The sequence below is a fragment of the Rhizobium sp. AQ_MP genome (genome assembly GCF_014237835.1).
In the GTDB taxonomy this organism is placed as follows: domain Bacteria; phylum Pseudomonadota; class Alphaproteobacteria; order Rhizobiales; family Rhizobiaceae; genus Allorhizobium.
The window spans coordinates 95,371-114,987 of the sequence record NZ_JACJVI010000003.1; the positions used below are offsets into that span (position 1 = coordinate 95,371).

Below are 19,617 nucleotides of genomic sequence, written 5' to 3' on the forward strand. Positions count from 1 at the left end.
TCATCCGCTTGGTAACAAAACGGCGGCCCTTAGCCGCCGTTTCGGTTTGCTCACTGGGCGTCAATCTGGGCGCCGATATAGGCGATCGCCTGCTGGTAGACCTTGGCGGCGTTCCAGCCCTGGATGGCGACAAAATTCGGCTCACCCTGCTGATAGCCCGCGCCCGGCTGCCAGCCGTGGCCACGCAGGAAGTTCGCGGTCGACGCGAGCGCATCGGCACGCGAGCGCACCATGTCGATGTGGCCATCCCCGTCACCGTCGGCTCCATAGCGAACCACGTTGCGCGGCAGGAATTGCGTCTGGCCGATTTCGCCATGGGCTGCGCCCTTGGCGTTGACATCGAGATTGCCGGCCTGGACGAGCTCCAGGGCGGCGTAAAGCTGATCGGTGAAGAACTCGCTGCGGCGGCAGTCAAAAGCGAGCGTCGCCACGGCGGAGAGCGTGTGCTCCTTGCCGAGGAAGGAGCCGAAACCGGTCTCCATGCCCCAGATCGCGATCAGGGGACCGGCGGGAACACCGTAACGCTGCTCAAGCCGCGCGAAAAGCGCGGCATTGTTCTTCTTCATGGTTTTGCCGCGATTGATGATCGTCTGACCGCCGCGCTTCTGCATGAACTGTTCGAAGGAGAGCTTGAAGCTCTTCTGGCCGCGATCCGCGCTGATCGTGCTGCGGCTGTAGTTGACGGTCGAGAAGACCTTGTCGAGCATGCGCGGGTTGAAGCCCTGGCCGGCTGCCTGCTGTTTGAAGGCGTCGGCCCATGCCTCGAAACCTTCGGAGGTATTGCTGCACGCGGCCGCGGCCGCAGATCCGGCGCCCGCCATGATGGTGGCTACGGAAATCAGGGCTGCCGACAGAGTTGATGTCAGTCGCATTCATGCCTCATTACAGACTGTGGATAGGTTCGAATCGGCGGCACCATGCCAGCGAATGAGAAGTCTGTCATCCGTCCAGTGCTCATGTAGGGCCGCTTGCGTCTCAAATCGGGATCACTTTCCGCTGAAAGGTCCGCCGGAGGCCTCCCGGATCATCCGGGAAGCCTCGACGCTCAATAAGTCAGGCGGCAGCGCGCGGCTTGATCAGGCCGCGATTGACCAGCAACTCTGCGATCTGGACGGCGTTGAGAGCTGCACCCTTGCGCAGGTTGTCGGATACGATCCACATGTTGAGGCCGTTCTCGACCGTCGCGTCTTCGCGGATGCGGGAAATGTAGGTCGCATCTTCACCGGCGCATTCGACAGGGGTGATGTAGCCGCCGTTCTCGCGCTTGTCGATGACGAGGCAACCCGGCGCGTCGCGCAGGATGTCACGGGCCTGGTCGGCGGTGATCTCGTTCTCGAACTCGATGTTGACCGATTCCGAGTGGCCGATGAAGACGGGAACGCGCACGGCCGTGCAGGTCACCTTGATCTTCGGATCGAGCATCTTCTTCGTCTCGGCGAGGACCTTCCACTCTTCCTTGGTGTAGCCGTCTTCCATGAAGACGTCGATGTGGGGAATGACGTTGAAGGCGATGCGCTTGGTGAACTTCTTGGCTTCCACCGGATCGGCGACGAAGACGGCGCGGGTCTGGGTGAAGAGTTCGTCCATGCCTTCCTTGCCAGCGCCGGAAACGGACTGGTAGGTCGAAACGACGACGCGCTTGATCTTTGCCGCATCATGCAGCGGCTTCAGGGCCACGACGAGCTGGGCGGTCGAGCAATTCGGGTTGGCGATGATGTTGCGCTTCTTGAAGTCGACGATCGCATCCGGGTTCACTTCCGGCACGATCAGCGGAACGTCGGCGTCGTAGCGCCAGGCCGACGAGTTGTCGATGACAACGCAGCCCTGAGCGCCGATCTTCGGCGACCACTTCTGCGAGATGGTTCCACCTGCCGACATCAGGCAGATGTCCGTGTCCGACCAGTCATAATTCTCGAGGTTCTGGACCTTCAGAACGCTATCGCCGAAGGAAACTTCTGTGCCCTGCGAGCGGGCGGATGCCAGCGCGATGACCTGCGATGCGGGGAAGCCGCGCTCGGACAGGATGTTCAGCATTTCGCGACCGACATTGCCGGTGGCGCCTACGACTGCAATCTTGAAACCCATGTCTATGCTCTCTTTCTGTCTCTCCGCGGATGGTGAGGGGGAAGTTCGCGACAGGACGCAACCTTCCTTGTCCCCGGCCGTGCCGGGGAGAGAGCGGTGGCCGAAGACGTCAGACGGTTTTCGTCGTCGTTTTAGCCTTGGTCGTGGATGCAAGAGAAAGGCATGCGCCACCGGCAGCAGCTTGCTGCAGGGGGTGGAAGACCGCAAAGGGTTGCCCGAAAGCGTGCATGGACCGAATTCCTCTTCGCGGCGAGGGATTACAAGGTTTTCAGCGTGAGTCAAGCCGACACACCCGCCGCTTCGGCGAAAAGCGAATTTGAACTTGTCGATCGCCGTGTCACCGTGACAAGCCATCGCTTGCCTCCCTGCCCTTCCCCGTGGAAATAGGGTGTCCTTCCGAGCGGAGTCAAAGCATGGAACTCAGCATACGCGACTTGATCCCTGAGGACCTTCCGGCCGCAGTGTCGATCTATGCCGACGCGGTGAACAATGGGACTGCGAGCTACGAGATCGTCGCGCCGGATCTTGCCGAAATGACCGGCCGATACGAGGCGCTAAGATCGAAGGGATACCCCTATCTGGCGGCTGTCGATGAAAAGGGTGCGCTGGCGGGCTACGCCTATGCCTCGGCCTTCCGCACCCGCCCCGCCTATCGCTGGCTGGTCGAAGATTCCATCTACATACATCCTTCCGCCCGGGGGCGCGGCGTTGGAAAAGCGCTCTTGACGGAGTTGCTCTTTCGTTGCGAGGCGCTGGGCTTTCGGCAGATGGTGGCGGTGATCGGCGGCGCGAGCGAAGCATCCGTGGCCGTGCATCGCAGCTGCGGCTTTGAAGCCGCCGGTCGCCTGGTCGGCACTGGTTTTAAACACGCCCGGTGGCTCGATACCATCTTCATGCAGAAGACCCTTGGCGAGGGGACTTCAAGCTTGCCGGATCTATCTCGCTATCCCGGCACTTTGGCCTGATCGTCAGTCGACGGCTTTCAACGTCTTGTCAAAAACCTTGAGGACCTGGCGCAGGTCATGACCGCGCTTCAGGATACGGCCATCCATCGCAACGACTGAAAACGCGCCCTGCTTGGTGGCAAGCTTTGGATTCTTTTCAATCCGGTAGAGCGGATATTCGCCTGACCGTTTGAAGACTGAAAACACTGCGCGATCCTTGAGATGATCGATCGCATAGTCCCGCCACTCCCCTTCACCGACCATCCGGCCATAGATCCAGAGAATGGCATCCAGTTCGCGGCGATGGAATGTGACAGGGAGCGGATCCAGAGATTGTCTGTAGATACCGAGATCCACCACGCCGCTGGCGCTCTTTTCGGTTACTTCGTCTTCGCGACGCTGCCCTTCCGGCTGCTCTGTCATCAATGCTCCACGAGCTCCGATTCATGACGGCTGCGTGACAGTGTGCCTGACATGCCCGAAAATGCAAGCTTAACGGCTCGATCGGTCCGGCTTCACAAAAAGCCTCAGCGGCTCCTGCTGAGAAAGTGGCCCAGCAGAAGGTCGCGCAGGCGTGACGCAATCGGCGACATTCTTTTGCCGTTCAGGGTGATCAGATGATACGGCGTCACTTCGATCGCCGTGTCCAGCTTCAAAGTGGTGAGATCGCCGACAGGCGACTGGCGACAGAGGAGATCCGCGACCTCCCGCGACATGGGAGCGATGGCGTTTGACGATGCAAGCATTGCGATCATCACAAGAAGAGACGTCGTGTTGACGATGTTGCGCGGTATCGGCGCCCCCTTCTCTATAAAGACGTTCTCAACCGCCTGGCGTAAGGGTGTGCCGGGCGCCTGCATGACCCACGGGAAATGCGCCATGTCGGATATGTTCAGGCGGTCGACATTCACCAAGGGATGGAGTCGGTGCACGACGATCTCCACTTCCTCCATGGTCGCACCTTCGACATGAAACTGGCGGGCATCAATGCCGGGCGGAATCCGGCCCAGAACAAAATCGTATTGTCCTGTCAGAAGGTCTCTGATCATTTCTCCGCTCGGGGCGACATCAACATGGATATCGACGGTGGAAGCCTCGGCTTTCAGCGCGCGAATGGCAGGAACCACATATCCCACAGCTCCCCCGGTAACCGCGCCGATCCTCACCTTGCCGGTGAGGCCCCGCTGAATGGCTTCAACCTCCCGGGCGGCTTCGCGCATTTCCTCAAGCACATTCTGCGCTCTCCGCGCCAATGCGCTGCCGACCGCGGTCGGCTCCATGCCTTTCGGGGTCCGGACGAAGATAGGCGAGCCGACGTATCGCTCGATCTCGCCCAACATGCGGGAAGCCGCAGGCTGGGTCAGGGCAAGTTCCTGAGCAGCAAGGCTTAATTGCCCCAGCTCGGCGATCGAGCGAATGAGGTTCAAGTGTTTTGGCTGCAAACGGTTGATATGAATCTCAGACATGAACGGTATATCAACCTTGATATGCAGAAAGTCAAAATATTCATTTGATCGGTATATGGGGCGCGATAAGACTCGCCGCGGAGCTGGGGGCTGCCGCGTCAGCCGCTCGTTCTTGTTTCAGCGGGTGCCAGGAGGAGCTTGGCCTCGCACGGTATGACCAGGGAGGTTACCATGAAGAAACTTGGCGCCCTGATTGCGTCGCTCGCAATCGGTATCGCATCATTCGCGCCCATGTCCTTTGCACAGGACAAGGGTATGGTTGGCATTTCCATGCCGACGAAGACGTCGACCCGCTGGATCTCCGATGGCGAGACCATGGAGAAGCTGTTCAAGGAAGCCGGCTATACGCCGGACCTGCAGTTTGCTGACGACGACATTCCGAACCAGCTGGCTCAGATCGAAAACATGGTCACCAAGGGTGCCAAGGTTCTCGTGATCGGCGCCATCGACGGCACGACCCTGTCCGACATCCTGCAGAAGGCTGCCGATGCTGGCGTTAAGGTCATCGCTTACGACCGCCTGATCCGCGATTCCGGCAATGTCGACTACTACGCCACCTTCGACAACTTCCAGGTCGGCGTTCTCCAGGCCAACAGCCTCGTTGCTGGCCTCAAGGAGCGCTTCCCGGACGTCAAGCCGTGGAACGTCGAACTCTTCGGCGGTTCGCCGGATGATAACAACGCCTTCTTCTTCTACGACGGTGCCATGTCTGTCCTGCAGCCGATGATCGACAGCGGCGAAATCGTCATCAAGTCCGGCCAGCAGGGCATGGACCAGGTCGGTACGCTGCGTTGGGACGGTACCGTTGCCCAGGCTCGCATGGAAAACCTGCTCTCCTCGACCTACACCGAAGACAAGCTGCACGGCGCTCTTTCGCCGTATGACGGTCTGTCCATCGGCATCCTTTCGGCTCTGAAGGGCGTTGGCTACGGCTCTGGCGACCTCAAGATGCCGATCGTCACCGGTCAGGACGCCGAGCTTCCGTCGGTCAAGTCGATGCTCGCCGACGAGCAGTACTCGACCGTCTTCAAGGATACCCGCGAACTCGCCAAGGTCGCTGTCTCGATGGTTGAAGCCATCATGGGCGGCAAGACCCCCGAGATCAACGACGAGAAGACCTACAACAACGGTGTGAAGGTCGTTCCGTCCTACCTGCTGAAGCCCGTCGCTCTCGACAAGGCCAATGCCAAGGACGTCCTCGTCGGCGCCGGCTACTACACCGCCGAGCAGATCGACAACTGATCCTCAGGATCATTCTCGGGTCCGCGATTCGTCGCGGACCCATTTTCTATACGCATTGAGGGAGCTCGCGCCTTCGGCTAGATCTTTAGAGATCGCTGAACGAGCGCTGGAATTCTGCACATGGACAACATCATTCTCGAGATGCGTGGCATCACGAAGACATTCCCCGGCGTCAAGGCGCTGGACAATGTCAGCTTCAAGGTTCGCGAGGGCGAGATCCACGCGCTGGTCGGCGAAAACGGTGCCGGCAAGTCTACGCTGATGAAGGTCCTGAGCGGTGTTTATCCCGCCGGCACCTATGACGGCGACATTTTCTACGACGGCGAAGTCCGTCGCTTTAGCCGCATCTCCGACAGCGAACATCTCGGCATCATCATCATTCACCAGGAACTGGCGCTCGTGCCGCTCCTGTCGATTGCCGAAAACATCTTCCTCGGGAACGAGATCGCCCACAAGGGCGTGATCAAATGGCCCCAGACCTTTGCGCGGACGAAAGAGCTGCTGGAAAAGGTCGGCCTGAAGGATGCTCCGTCGACGCGCATTACCGACATCGGCGTTGGCAAGCAGCAGCTTGTCGAAATTGCCAAGGCTCTGTCAAAGAAGGTTCGCCTGCTCATCCTCGACGAGCCGACTGCCTCGCTGAACGAGACGGACTCGGACGCTCTGCTGACACTTCTCATGGAGTTCCGCAAGCAGGGGATGACCTCGATCATCATCTCCCACAAGCTGAACGAAATTCGCAAGGTCGCCGACCAGATCACGATCCTGCGTGACGGCGGCACGGTCGAGACGCTGGACTGTCATACCCAGGAGATCACGGAAGACCGGATCATCAAGGGCATGGTCGGTCGCGACATGGAGGACCGTTACCCGAAACGCGAGCCGAAAATCGGGGATGTGCTGCTCGAGGTAAAGAACTGGAACGTCTTCCACCAGAACCACCGCGATCGCCAGTTCCTGCACGATGTCGCCTTCAACGTTCGCGCTGGCGAAGTGGTCGGGATCGCGGGGCTGATGGGCGCGGGACGCACCGAAACGGCGATGAGCATCTTCGGCAAGTCCTGGGGACACCGGATCACCGGCGACGTCCTGATGCACGGCAAGCCGGTCGACGTCTCGACGATCCCTAAGGCGATCGATGCCGGCCTCGCCTATGTGACCGAAGACCGCAAGCATCTCGGTCTCGTGCTACAGAACAATATCAAGGACAACACCACACTCGCCAATCTCGAAGGTGTGTCGAGCGGCACGGTGATCGATGAGCGCAAGGAAGCCAAGGTGGCTGCCGACTATCGGCAGAAGCTGAGGATTCGCTCCCATTCGATCTATCAGGAAGCCGTCAATCTGTCGGGCGGCAACCAACAGAAGGTCGTGTTGTCGAAGTGGTTGTTCACCAATCCGGAAATCCTGATCCTCGACGAGCCGACCCGCGGCATCGACGTCGGGGCGAAGTTCGAAATCTACACCATCATCAACCAGCTTGCCGCCGAAGGTAAGGGCATTCTGATGATCTCGTCGGAAATGCCCGAACTGCTCGGCACCTGCGACCGCATCTACGTCATGAACGAAGGGCGCATCGTCGCGGAACTCACCAAGGAAGAAGCAAGCCAAGAGTCCATCATGCGTGCCATCATGCGCTCTGGGGAGAAACACTAATGGCCATCGACACAAGAACCGAAACCCCCAAGGTCTCCGTGGGCGACTACCTGCGCAACAACATCCGTGAATACGGCCTTCTGCTTGCGCTCGTCGTCATCATGTTGCTGTTCCAGGTCCTGACGGACGGCGTTCTCTTCCGTCCGGTCAACATCACGAACCTCGTGCTGCAGAACTCGTTCATCGTCATCATGGCGCTGGGCATGCTCCTGATCATCGTGGCGGGCCATATCGACCTGTCGGTGGGCTCGATCGTGGCCTTTATCGGCGGCATTTCGGCGATCATGCTGGTCAAATGGGGATGGCATTTCTCGCTTGTCGTGCCGCTGTGTCTGGTGCTGGGCGGCCTCATGGGGGCTGCCCAGGGCTACTGGGTGGCCTATCAGAAGATTCCATCCTTTATCGTGACTCTGGCCGGCATGCTCGTGTTCCGCGGCTTGACCTATGTCGTTCTTGACGGACGTCCGATCGGCCCCTTCCCCAAGGAGTTCACCCTGCTCTCCACCGGCTTCGTGCCGGACTTCCTGCCGCTGACCAATCCGGAAGCGACGGGCATCGTCAACCATGTCGCAATCATCGCGGTGATCGGCCTGGTCGCGCTCGCCATCTACAATGGCATGAAGAACCGCCGGCTGAATGATGAGCACGGCACGGAGAACGAGCCCTTCGTGTTCTTCGTCGTACAGATGGGCATCATCAGCGCGGTTGCTCTCTTCCTCGGCTATCAGCTCGCGACCTATCGCGGTTTGCCGAACGTTCTGATCGTCATGGCGGTTCTGATCGCGCTCTATTCCTTCGTGACCACCCGTACGACGATCGGTCGCCGCATCTATGCGCTTGGCGGCAATGAAAAAGCGGCAAAACTCTCGGGCATCAACACCGAACGGCTGATCTTCCTCGCCTTCGTCAACATGGGCGTTCTCGCTGCTCTGGCGGGCATGATCATCGCGGCTCGCCTCAACTCGGCGACCCCGAAGGCCGGCGTCGGCTTCGAGCTCGACGTCATCGCGGCATGCTTCATCGGCGGCGCCTCGGCGTCCGGCGGCGTGGGCAAGATTACCGGTGCAGTCATCGGCGCCTTCATCATGGGCGTCATGAACAACGGCATGTCGATCATGGGGATCGGCATCGACTATCAGCAGCTCATCAAGGGCCTTGTGCTTTTGGCTGCTGTCTTCTTCGACGTCTACAACAAGAACAAAGCAGTCTGAGGATAGGCTTATGTTTCTCTCGCAATTGAAGGCTGGCGGCATCATTTGCCGCCAGGGTGAGGCTGCGCGCCTTGTCCCAGGATTCAACACCACCTACGACCTTGCCAAGGCAGCGATTGCCGCCGGCACGACCGTTGCGGCTCTGATCGAAAAGCAGGGTGCCGGCGACAGTGTCGATCTCGTCGCGCTGGCAGCCGACGGAAAGCTCGATTGCCCGGTCCGTCATCCGGATCCGGCGCATATGTATCTGACCGGAACCGGTCTGACGCATACGGGCTCTGCATCGGCTCGCGACAGCATGCATGCCGATACGGCAGGCATGAGCGACTCGATGAAGATGTTCCGCATGGGTCTTGAGGGCGGAAAGCCGAAGCCCGGCGAAACCGGCGTTCAGCCCGAATGGTTCTACAAGGGCAATGGCTTCAACGCCGTTGCTCCGGGCGAAGACCTGGTCTCCCCCTCCTTTGCGCTCGACGGCGGCGAAGAGCCGGAGATGGCCGGCTACTACATCATCGGCGATGACGGCACGGCGCACCGCCTCGGCTTTTCGGTGGCCAATGAGTTCTCCGACCACGTGACGGAGAAGATCAACTATCTCTACCTCGCGCATTCGAAGTTGCGTCCGGCCTCCTTCGGCCCGGAACTTCGCGTCGGCGCCTTGCCTGATCACGTCGAAGGTACCTCGCGCATCATCCGCGCGGGCAAGACCGTCTGGGAAAAGCCGTTCCTCTCGGGTGAGGCGAACATGTCCCACACGATCGCAAATCTTGAATATCACCACTTCAAATACGCACTGTTCTGCCAACCGGGTGACCTGCATGTGCACATGTATGGCACGGCCACGCTTTCGGTCGCAGACGGCTTCGTCACGGAAGAGGGTGACGTTTTCGAAATCGTATCCCCGCAATTCGGCCTTCCGCTGCGCAACCGTCTCGCCAAGGCGGCAGCAGAGACCGTCAGGGTGAAGATGCTCTGAGCGGATCGGTGCCCCGACCCGCCCATTTTCCAGAGACAGGACGAAAGCCATGAGCAAGTTCAAACCGGCGGCCTGGCCGCGCCAACTCAGATCGCAGCACTGGTATGGTGGCACCTCGCGCGACACCATCTACCACCGCGGCTGGCTGAAAAATCAGGGACACCCGCACGACCTGTTCGACGGTCGTCCGGTCATCGGCATCCTCAATACATGGTCCGATCTGACGCCCTGCAACGGTCACCTGCGCGAACTCGCGGAGAAGGTGAAGGCGGGCGTCTGGGAAGCCGGCGGCTTCCCGGTCGAAATCCCGGTCTTCTCGGCGTCGGAGAACACCTTCCGTCCAACGGCGATGATGTATCGCAACCTTGCGGCCCTTGCCGTTGAGGAAGCCATGCGTGGCCAGCCGATCGATGGCGCCGTCCTGCTCGTCGGCTGCGACAAGACCACCCCGTCGCTGGTCATGGCAGCTGCCTCCACCGACCTGCCGTCGATCGTCGTCACCGGCGGTCCGATGCTCAACGGCTATTTCCGCGGCGAACGTGTCGGGTCCGGTACGCATCTCTGGAAATTCTCCGAAGCCGTAAAGGCGGGCGAGATGAGCCAGGAGGAATTCCTGGAAGCCGAAGCTTCGATGTCGCGGTCTAGCGGTACCTGCAACACCATGGGTACGGCCTCAACCATGGCTTCCATGGTTGAAGCGCTCGGCATGGCGCTTTCTGGAAACGCTGCCATACCGGCCGTCGACAGCCGCCGCAAGGTGATGGCACAGCTGTCAGGTCGCCGCATCGTGCAGATGGTCAAGGATGACCTGAAGCCCTCCGACATCATGACCAAGGAAGCCTTCGAGAACGCGATCCGTGTCAACGGTGCCATCGGTGGCTCGACCAATGCGGTCGTGCATATCCTTGCCATGGCCGGCCGCGTCGGTGTCGATCTCACCCTCGACGACTGGGATCGCCTTGGTCGCGATATCCCGACGATCGTCAACCTGATGCCGTCCGGCAAGTACCTGATGGAAGAGTTCTTCTATGCCGGCGGTCTGCCGGTCGTCATCAAGATGCTCGGCGAAGCCGGCAAGCTGCACAAGGATGCGCTCACCGTTTCCGGCGAGAGCATCTGGGACGAGGTCAAGGATGTCCGCAACTGGAACGAGGACGTCATCCTGCCGGTCGACAAGGCGCTGACCCAACAGGGCGGCATCGTTGTCCTGCGTGGCAATCTTGCACCGAAGGGCTGCGTGCTTAAACCGTCGGCGGCTTCTGCGCATCTGATGAAGCATCGCGGTCGCGCCGTCGTGTTCGAGGACATTGACGACTACAAGGCCAAGATCAACGACGAAGCGCTCGATATCGACGAAACCTGCGTCATGGTCCTCAAATACTGCGGTCCGCGCGGATATCCCGGCATGGCCGAGGTCGGCAACATGGGTCTGCCGCCCAAGGTGCTGCGCAAGGGCATCACCGACATGGTTCGCATCTCTGATGCCCGCATGTCCGGCACGGCCTATGGAACGGTTCTGCTGCATACTTCGCCCGAAGCAGCCCGTGGTGGCCCGCTCGCGATCGTCAAGAATGGCGACTTCATCGAAGTCGATGTCGAAGCCCGCCGCGTGCACCTCGACATTTCGGACGAGGAACTGCAGCGTCGTCTCGCCGAATGGCGTCCGCCTGTCGATCCGCCGGCCAGCGGCTATGCCCGCCTGTTCCACGATCATGTCGAAGGGGCCGATACCGGCGCCGATTTCGATTTCCTGAAGGGCTGCCGCGGTTCGCCGGTCGGCAAGGATGCACACTGAGGGATATCACAATGGCAGATCGTATCCCGCTCGCGCTTGTCGGCATCGGCAAAATCGCCCGCGACCAGCATATTCCGTCGATCGCAGGCGGTGACGATTTTGTCGTCGCCGCCGGCGTCAGCCGTCATGGCAAGGTGGAAGGTGCGGAAAACTTCACGGACTTCGACACCTTCCTGACCGCACGGCCCGATATCAAGGTCGTGTCGCTCTGCACACCGCCGGAGGTGCGCTTCGACATGGCGAAGGCAGCCATTGCGGCCGGTCGCCACGTCCTCATGGAAAAGCCGCCGGCGACGACGCTGGGCGAGGCCGAGGCCCTCTCGGAACTTGCTGCCAAGGCCGGCGTGACGCTGTTTGCCACCTGGCATTCGCGTTTTGCCCTTGGTGTTGAGCCGGCCAAGCAGTGGCTCGCGGACAAGAACATCCAGTCGATCTCAATCGTCTGGAAGGAAGATGTTCGTCGCTGGCATCCGGGCCAGGCCTGGATCTGGGAGCCGGGCGGCTTCGGTGTCTTCGATCCCGGCATCAATGCATTGTCCATCCTGACCGAAATCGTTCCTGGCCATATCATGGTCCAGAAGTCGGTTCTGGAGTTCCCCGAAAACAAGAAGCAGCCGATTGCCGCTTCCATCGCCATGCGGACCGTCGAGGGCGCGCCAATCACGGCCGAATTCGACTGGCGACAGGAAGGCCCGCAGACGTGGGACATCACAGTCCAGACGAATGCCGGGGAGCTGCGCCTTTCAAAGGGCGGCTCGGAACTCTATATCGGGGGCAAGGAACAGGCGTCCGGCCCGGACCGCGAATATGCTGGCATCTACGAACGCTTCGCCAAGCTTATCCGCTCCCGCCAGAGCGACACCGACTATCAGCCGCTGCGCATCGTGGCGGATTCGTTCCTCTGCGGGGAACGGAAAGTCGTCGCTCACTTTGAAGACTGAGATCAAAAGGAGGCCCCTCCCATGGCCTATACACCGACTGGAAAACACCTGATCGCCGGCAACTGGATTGCCAGCACGGATACATTCGCTTCGTCGCCCGCGACCGGTTCTTCGCACACCTTCTCGAAGGGCACCCCCGCCCTGGTCGACCAGGCCGTGAAGGCTGCCGAAGAGGCGTTCGAGACTTATGCCTATTCCACCCGCGAAGAACGGGCCGCCTTCCTCGAGGCGATCGCCGAAGAAATCGATGCCCGGGGGGACGCGATCACGGAGATCGGCAGCCAGGAAACCGGTCTGCCGGAAGCCCGCCTGATCGGCGAACGTGGCCGCACCGTCGGCCAGCTTCGCCTCTTTGCGGCGCATATCCGCAAGGGTGACTATCTCGACCGTCGCCATGACGAGGCCCTGCCCGACCGCAAGCCCTTGCCGCGGCCTGACCTGAAGATGGTTCAGCGGCCGATCGGTCCCGTTGCCGTCTTTGGCGCGTCGAATTTCCCGCTCGCATTCTCCACGGCTGGTGGTGACACGGCCGCCGCTCTTGCTGCCGGTTGCCCTGTGGTGGTCAAGGCGCATGACGCCCATCCGGGCACGGGCGAAATCGTGGCTTCGGCGATCGATGCAGCCATCAAGCGCACCGGCGTTCACCCGGGCGTCTTCTCGCTCGTCCATGGCGGCAGCCGCGACGTCGGCCAGGCTCTCGTCCAGCATCCGCTGATCAAGGCAGTCGGCTTCACCGGTTCGCTCGGTGGCGGTCGCGCGCTGTTCGATCTCTGCGCCCAGCGTCCGGAGCCGATCCCGTTCTTCGGCGAACTGGGCTCTGTGAACCCGATGTTCATGCTGCCCAAGGCCGTTGCCAGCCGTGGCGAAACCATCGCCAAAGGCTGGGTCGGTTCGCTGACCATGGGCGCCGGGCAGTTCTGCACCAACCCTGGCATCGTCGTCCTTCTGAAGGGTGCCGATGCGGACAAGTATGTCGAAACCGCAACCGAAGCCCTCTCGGCTGTTGGTCCGCAGACGATGCTGACGGACGGCATCGCCAAGGCCTATCGGGACGGTGCAACCCGCATCGCCGGTACCGAAGGAGTGCGCTCGGTGCTCACGTCGACCTGCGACCTGCGCAATGCCACGCCCTACCTTTTCCAGACGACGGCGAAGGACTGGCTGGATAACCACGTGCTCGGTGAAGAAGTCTTCGGACCGCTCGGCCTGATCGTCATTGCGGATAGCGAAGACGAAATGGTTGCCATGGCCCGCAGCCTGTCCGGCCAGCTGACGGCTTCCATCCATCTCGCAGACGGTGACGAAGCGCTGGCGAAGCGCCTGATGCCGGTGCTTGAGCGGAAGGCGGGTCGCGTACTCGCCAACGGTTTCCCGACCGGCGTCGAGGTGGCCGATTCCATGGTTCACGGCGGCCCGTACCCGGCTTCGACCAACTTCGGCGCCACTTCCGTTGGTACGCTGTCGATCCGCCGCTTCCTGCGGCCGGTCTGCTTCCAGGATATCCCGGCGGCCTTGCTGCCGATCGATCTCGCCTGAGGACATGCCGTGACTGCATCACCGTTTGCCGCGCTCGTCGATTGGGGCACCAGCAACCTGCGTATCTGGCTCATCGACAGCCAGGGTGCGGTGCTCGGTGAAAGGCAGTCGCCAGAAGGCATGGGCAGCCTGGACAAGGCTGCCTATCCTGCCGTTCTGGAAGGGCATCTTTCTGCGCTCGGTGCGCCACCGGATCTCCCGGTGGTTGTCGCCGGTATGGCCGGGGCCCGTACCGGCTGGCGGGAAGCACCCTATGTGGAAACGCCGGCGCCACTGGTGGGCCTGTTCCGGCAGGCGGTGAAGCCCGAGGGCGTCCATCGCCCCGTCTACATCCTGCCGGGTGTCTGCCAGCGGGAGGGCGGTGCCTATGACGTGATGCGCGGCGAGGAAACGCAACTCGCCGGCGCGCTTGAGCAGGGGCTGGACAATGCCCTGTTCTGCCTTCCCGGGACGCATTCCAAATGGGCTCTGGTCGAACAGGGCCAGGTTCGCCGCTTTTCGACCGTCATGACCGGGGAACTCTTCAATCTGATTAGCCGGCAATCCATCCTGCGGCTCTCTGTTCCCGAGGACGGGGATGCGGAAGCCGATCCTGACATTTTCGATGCTGCTGTTGATCAGGCGCTGCAACCCGGGTTCGCGCTGACCTCCGTCCTGTTTTCGATCCGCGCCGAAAGCCTTCTCGCCAGCCAAGGCGCCAAGGTCTATCCGGCAGCGCGCCTCTCCGGCCTCCTGATCGGTGCCGAGATCGCTGCCATCCGAGATGACCTGCTGCGACACGGGAAGGCCTATCTGATCGGGACCGGCAAGCTGACCCGTCTGTATGCCAGGGCCATCACTAAGGCCGGCGGCGACCCTGCCATGCTCGATGGCGGCCTGCTTGTGCGCCGGGGTCTGCTCGCATCGGCCCTTTCGCTTTTCGACCACGAATTCAAGGACTGAACGATGACTGCATCCGTTGCCTGGCCCGCGCTTCGCCGTAACCTCGTCGCCATCCTGCGCGGCATCAAGCCGGCCGAGATAGAAGCGACCGTCGACGCTCTTGTCGAGGCGGGCTTCGAAGCCATCGAAGTTCCGCTCAATTCTCCAGATCCATTTCTGTCCATCGAGAAGGCGCGTAAGCGCGCACCTGCCAATGTCCTGATCGGAGCCGGTACGGTTCTGGAAGTGTCGCAGGTTGATCGTCTCAATGATGTCGGCGGCAATCTTCTGGTGACCCCCAATGTCGAGCCGGATGTGATTCGTCGCGCAGTCAGCCACGGCATGGTGACGATGCCTGGCGTATTTACTCCTACGGAAGCTCTGCTTGCCGCAAAATCGGGTGCTGCTGCCCTGAAGTTCTTCCCGGCCAGTGTCCTTGGACCGGGCGGCATCTCAGCGATCAAGGCGATCCTGCCTCCGCATCTGCCGATCGGTGCCGTCGGGGGCGTCTCGGACGCGAACTTTGCCGATTACTGGAAGATTGGCGTGCGAGCCTTTGGTCTCGGCTCCAGCCTTTACAAGCCGGGCGACGATGCCAAGCTCATTGGCGAGCGCGCCTTGAAGAGCGTGAAGGCCTACGACGCGCTGCAAGGCTGATACCTGAAGCCGCTAGGCGAAATGACATGCGAAACCTGTCCGGCACGCCGGGCAGGTTTTTTCATTTCCGACATGCCGGGATGCTGTGACGATTATCACGCATTAAATCATATAAGTGCGCCGTTGCCCAATTTTGAACATACGTGCGCCGCTTTTTGCGATAGTATATAACTAACTTGGTTGGCGCGGTGCGCCAAACGGTCCGGTCTGGCGCATTGACCCCTTACCCCCAGCCCCCCAATGCTTCCGGGCCGGACCACACCAGGTTTCTCATCAGAGTGTCTTGGGCGTTTCCATCATCACCGTCGCCCCGACGATGTGAGACGGGTTTCCTTCGTCGTCAGCAGCCTGAAGGAGAATCGCGCAGCCGTCGCTTTTCTCGTCGCCCATGCGCTTTGCCGGAAGCGTCAAATCCAGCGGCTTGCCTTCCCACATGCCGACCGTCTGCACATCTGTCACGCTGTGCCAGTAGTCGAGATTCTGCCCGACATTCTCGCCCTTCAGCACTTCGACCGTCTGATGCTGGCGGAAGTATACGACGACAACGTTCGCTTTTCCCTGACCGGCGCCGACTGAGATCGACAGGTGGTCGTCTTGGCGCGAGGCGCGGATGGGCACGACAAGGCCTTGGCCCTCAGCCTGCAGCCGCTCGAGACGGCGGTCGATGTCGGCCGCATCCGTGCCCTTGAGATGTTCCCGGCCATTCAGAATGGCCTGCGGGGTGTAGACGCCGCTGCGACCGAAGGCCTTCGAATAGGCATATTGCCGCTCGGTGTTTTCAGGAGAGGCGAGCGTGTCTGCCCAGCCGAGATAGTTCCAGTAGTCGACGTGGTAGGAGAGGGCGACAACATCGCCCTGGCGTACCAGCTGTTCAAAGGCGCGATCGGCAGGCGGACAGGAGCGGCAGCCTTGCGACGTGAAGAGTTCGACCACTCCTTTCGGCTCCTCGAATTCCTCGGCGAAGACCTCTTCGGAGAATGAGACAAGACTCAGCGCGGCAAGGACCACCATCGTCCCTGTCGTGAGCCATCCTGCCATTTTTTTATTGATCGTGTGCCGCATGCTATCGAGATGCCTTCACTTGAGTGCTGCACTGATAACGCCAACAGCGTCATCCGAGAAGTCACGATGGGGTGAAACTTTCGGCATCTGATGGTGTGCGGCGCCCCAAAAGAAAAGGCCGCCGGTTTCCCGGCGGCCTCCCATGGTCACATCGGCAGACGATCAGGCAGCGAGGTCGCGCAGAACGGTCTGCAGGATGCCGCCGTTGTTCATGTAGGTGACTTCGTCGAGCGTATCGATGCGGCAGAGCAACGGTACGTCCTTCACGGTGCCATCGGAGTAGGTGATCTTGGCGATCTTCTTCTCGCGCGGCTTGATATCGCCTTCCAAGCCCTCGATCGTCACGATCTCATCGCCCTTCAGGTTCAGCGAAGCCCAGGTCGTGCCTTCCTCGAATGTGAAGGGCACGACGCCCATGCCGACGAGGTTCGAGCGGTGGATGCGCTCGAAGGACTGGGCGATCACAGCCTTGACGCCGAGCAGGTTGGTGCCCTTGGCAGCCCAGTCACGCGACGAACCGTTGCCGTATTCGACGCCGGCGAAGATGACGAGCGGAACGCCCTCATCCTTGTACTTCATGGCCGCATCGTAGATCGACAGCTCTTCCTTGGACGGATAGTGGATGGTGTAGCCCCCTTCCTTGCCGTTCGGGCCGAGCATGTGGTTGCGGATGCGGATATTGGCGAAGGTGCCGCGCATCATGACTTCATGGTTGCCACGGCGCGTGCCGTACTGGTTGAAGTCTGCGACTGCGACGCCGTTACCCGTAAGGTATGCGCCTGCCGGCGATGCGGCCTTGATCGAACCGGCCGGGGAAATGTGGTCGGTGGTGATCTTGTCGCCGAAGAGACCGAGGACGCGGGCGCCCTTGATGTTCTTCAGGCCCGAACCGGTCTTGCCCATGCCGACGAAGTAGGGCGGGTTCTGGACATAGGTCGACTTGTCGTCCCAGGCATAGGTCTGGCCTTCCGGAACCTGGACGGCCTGCCAGTTCTCGTCGCCCTTGAACACGTCGGCATACTTCGATTCGAAGAGTGCGCGGGTGACGTATTTCTGGATGAACTCCTGCACTTCGGCAGAGGTCGGCCAGATGTCCTTGAGGTAGACCGGGTTGCCGCTCTGGTCTTCACCGATCGGCTCCTTGGTCAGGTCCTTCTGGACCGTGCCGGCGAGCGCGTAGGCGACGACGAGCGGCGGGGAGGCGAGGTAGTTCGCCTGGACATCAGGCGAGATACGGCCTTCGAAGTTGCGGTTGCCCGAGAGAACGCCGGCAGCGATGATGCCCTTGTCGTTGATCGTCTTCGAGATCGGACCCGGCAGCGGGCCGGAGTTACCGATGCAGGTCGTGCAGCCGAAACCGACGAGGTTGAAGCCGAGCGCGTCGAGTTCCTTCTGCAGGCCGGACTTTTCGAGATATTCGCCGACGACCTGGGATCCGGGTGCGAGCGAGGTCTTCACCCATGGCTTGGTCTTCAGGCCCTTGGCCACGGCGTTGCGTGCCAGCAGGCCGGCAGCAATCAGCACGCTCGGGTTCGAGGTGTTGGTGCACGACGTGATGGCGGCGATTGCCACGTCACCATGGCCGAGATCGTAGTCGGTGCCTTCGACGGCCCAACGCTGGGAGAGCTGGCCGGGCTTCTTGTAGTCGCCTTCGAGAGCGGATGCGAAGTTCGGGGCGATGGTTTCGAGCGGCAGACGGCCTTCCGGACGCTTCGGGCCGGCCATCGACGGGACGACGTCGCCAAGGTCGAGTTCCAGCGTGTCGGTGAAGACGAGCTGTGCGCCGTCATTGTCGCGCCACATGCCTTGTGCCTTCGAATAGGCTTCGACGAGTGCGATGCGGTCCTTGGAGCGACCGGACATGTCGAGATAGCCGACGGTGGCCGAATCGACCGGGAAGAAGCCGCAGGTCGCGCCGTATTCCGGACCCATGTTGCCGATCGTCGCACGGTCTGCGACCGGCAGCGTGTCGAGGCCGGGGCCGAAGAATTCGACGAACTTCGAGACGACGCCCTTCTTGCGCAGCATCTGGACGACGGTCAGAACGAGGTCGGTCGCGGTGACGCCTTCCTTCAGCGTGCCGGTCAGCTTGAAGCCGATAACTTCCGGCAGCAGCATGGAGACCGGCTGGCCGAGCATCGCCGCTTCCGCTTCGATACCGCCGACACCCCAGCCGAGAACGCCGAGGCCGTTGATCATCGTGGTGTGGCTGTCCGTGCCGACGCAGGTGTCGGGATAGGCAATCGTTTCGCCGTCCTCGTCCTTCGTCCAGACGGTCTGGCCAAGATATTCGAAGTTCACCTGGTGACAGATGCCGGTGCCCGGGGGAACAACGCGGAAGTTCTTGAATGCCTGCTGGCCCCACTTCAGGAAGCGGTAGCGCTCGCCGTTGCGTTGGTATTCCAGCTCGACGTTGCGGGCGAAGGCCTGGGGCGTGCCGAACTCGTCGACGATGACGGAGTGGTCGATGACGAGGTCGACGGGAACCAGCGGGTTGATCTTTTCCGGATCGCCACCGAGGTTCTTGATGCCGTCACGCATGGCGGCGAGGTCGACGACGGCGGGAACGCCGGTGAAGTCCTGCATCAGCACGCGGGCCGGGCGATAGGCGATTTCGGCTTCGGTCAGACCCTTGTTGACGAGCCAGGCGGCGCAGGCTTCGATATCGGCCTTGGTGACGGAACGACCGTCTTCGTTGCGAAGCAGGTTCTCGAGAAGCACCTTCATCGAGTAGGGGAGCTTCGATACACCGGCAAGACCGTTCGCTTCGGCCTTCGGAATGCTGTAGTAGACATAGTCCTTGCCATCGACGGTCAGGACCGAACGGCAATTGAAGCTGTCGAGAGATTTAGCCACGGATAGAACCCCGCTTGAAACTGATAGCCAACACAATCGTGCGGACGCCCATGCACTTCATGCACATCAGGATGCGGGTACGACCATTTCCGCTGTCCGCTCGTGAAATCGCTGCTTGCGATGTTCAAGTTCGGCACAAGGATGAACGTCACGCCGGCCGCTGGCGTGGTTGCAGGTCTTATAGATAATTTCTAAGAAAGGCGCCAGACCGACGAAGGGCGAAAACGGATTTTTTTATGAGGCAGGCCTCATCCTGCCAGAAAGCGACC

16 protein-coding genes are annotated in these 19,617 nt (G+C 61.0%); 10 read left to right on the forward strand and 6 right to left on the reverse strand.

The annotated features are described in order from the left end of the window. Positions 1-50: 50 nt before the first annotated feature. Positions 51-821 (reverse strand): lytic transglycosylase domain-containing protein, encoded by a 771-nt coding sequence (locus tag H6M51_RS06170; protein ID WP_246780435.1) that lies wholly within the window; start codon positions 819-821, stop codon positions 51-53. 232 nt (positions 822-1,053) lie between these two features. After that, positions 1,054-2,085 (reverse strand): aspartate-semialdehyde dehydrogenase, encoded by a 1,032-nt coding sequence (locus tag H6M51_RS06175; protein ID WP_185809022.1) that lies wholly within the window; start codon positions 2,083-2,085, stop codon positions 1,054-1,056. 413 nt (positions 2,086-2,498) lie between these two features. Between H6M51_RS06175 and H6M51_RS06180 the strand changes: the two genes are divergently transcribed. Further along, a complete protein-coding gene (locus tag H6M51_RS06180; RefSeq protein WP_185809023.1) occupies positions 2,499-3,050 on the forward strand; it encodes a GNAT family N-acetyltransferase in 552 nt (183 codons plus the stop codon). A gap of 3 nt (positions 3,051-3,053) precedes the next feature. Here the strand turns inward: H6M51_RS06180 and H6M51_RS06185 are convergent, their stop codons facing one another. After that, positions 3,054-3,452 carry a DUF2794 domain-containing protein gene (locus tag H6M51_RS06185; RefSeq protein WP_185809024.1) on the reverse strand — a complete coding sequence of 133 codons (399 nt, stop codon included), beginning with the start codon at positions 3,450-3,452 and terminating at the stop codon, positions 3,054-3,056. Positions 3,453-3,556: 104 nt separating this feature from the next. Beyond that, a complete protein-coding gene (locus H6M51_RS06190; protein ID WP_185809025.1) occupies positions 3,557-4,495 on the reverse strand; it encodes a LysR family transcriptional regulator in 939 nt (312 codons plus the stop codon). A 171-nt stretch (positions 4,496-4,666) separates the two neighbouring features. On the opposite strand from H6M51_RS06190, the gene chvE reads away from it, so the two are divergent. From chvE to H6M51_RS06235, 9 genes are all read left to right on the forward strand, one after another. After that, on the forward strand, positions 4,667-5,737 hold the full coding sequence (gene chvE / locus H6M51_RS06195; RefSeq protein ID WP_185809026.1) for a multiple monosaccharide ABC transporter substrate-binding protein: 1,071 nt from the start codon (positions 4,667-4,669) through the stop codon (positions 5,735-5,737). Positions 5,738-5,857: 120 nt separating this feature from the next. Continuing rightward, entirely contained in the window at positions 5,858-7,393 is a 1,536-nt protein-coding gene (gene mmsA, locus H6M51_RS06200; RefSeq protein ID WP_185809027.1) for a multiple monosaccharide ABC transporter ATP-binding protein, read from the forward strand. Continuing rightward, on the forward strand, positions 7,393-8,604 hold the full coding sequence (gene mmsB / locus H6M51_RS06205) for a multiple monosaccharide ABC transporter permease (RefSeq protein ID WP_185809028.1): 1,212 nt from the start codon (positions 7,393-7,395) through the stop codon (positions 8,602-8,604). Before mmsA ends, mmsB begins: the two co-directional genes overlap by 1 nt. Positions 8,605-8,614: 10 nt before the next feature. Continuing rightward, entirely contained in the window at positions 8,615-9,580 is a 966-nt protein-coding gene (gene araD1, locus H6M51_RS06210) for an AraD1 family protein (protein ID WP_185809029.1), read from the forward strand. Between the two features lie 49 nt (positions 9,581-9,629). Beyond that, positions 9,630-11,375: an L-arabinonate dehydratase gene (gene araD, locus H6M51_RS06215; protein WP_185809030.1), complete on the forward strand. Its 1,746-nt coding sequence runs from the start codon at positions 9,630-9,632 to the stop codon at positions 11,373-11,375. Positions 11,376-11,386: 11 nt separating this feature from the next. Beyond that, a complete protein-coding gene (locus H6M51_RS06220; protein ID WP_185809031.1) occupies positions 11,387-12,316 on the forward strand; it encodes a Gfo/Idh/MocA family protein in 930 nt (309 codons plus the stop codon). 21 nt (positions 12,317-12,337) lie between these two features. Then, positions 12,338-13,852 carry an aldehyde dehydrogenase (NADP(+)) gene (locus H6M51_RS06225; RefSeq protein ID WP_185809032.1) on the forward strand — a complete coding sequence of 505 codons (1,515 nt, stop codon included), beginning with the start codon at positions 12,338-12,340 and terminating at the stop codon, positions 13,850-13,852. 9 nt (positions 13,853-13,861) lie between these two features. Next, complete coding sequence (locus H6M51_RS06230) at positions 13,862-14,794, forward strand: 2-dehydro-3-deoxygalactonokinase (protein WP_185809033.1); 933 nt, start codon at positions 13,862-13,864, stop codon at positions 14,792-14,794. A 3-nt stretch (positions 14,795-14,797) separates the two neighbouring features. After that, the gene (locus H6M51_RS06235; RefSeq protein ID WP_185809034.1) at positions 14,798-15,430 is read left to right on the forward strand and encodes a 2-dehydro-3-deoxy-6-phosphogalactonate aldolase; all 633 of its coding nucleotides are present in this window, start codon (positions 14,798-14,800) and stop codon (positions 15,428-15,430) included. 273 nt (positions 15,431-15,703) lie between these two features. Here the strand turns inward: H6M51_RS06235 and H6M51_RS06240 are convergent, their stop codons facing one another. Together H6M51_RS06240 and acnA are read right to left on the reverse strand one after the other, a co-directional pair. Beyond that, positions 15,704-16,468 (reverse strand): thioredoxin family protein, encoded by a 765-nt coding sequence (locus tag H6M51_RS06240; protein WP_246780423.1) that lies wholly within the window; start codon positions 16,466-16,468, stop codon positions 15,704-15,706. 186 nt (positions 16,469-16,654) lie between these two features. Next, positions 16,655-19,348, reverse strand: coding sequence for an aconitate hydratase AcnA (gene acnA / locus H6M51_RS06245; RefSeq protein ID WP_185809035.1), 2,694 nt, complete (start codon positions 19,346-19,348; stop codon positions 16,655-16,657). Between the last annotated feature and the right edge of the window lie 269 nt (positions 19,349-19,617).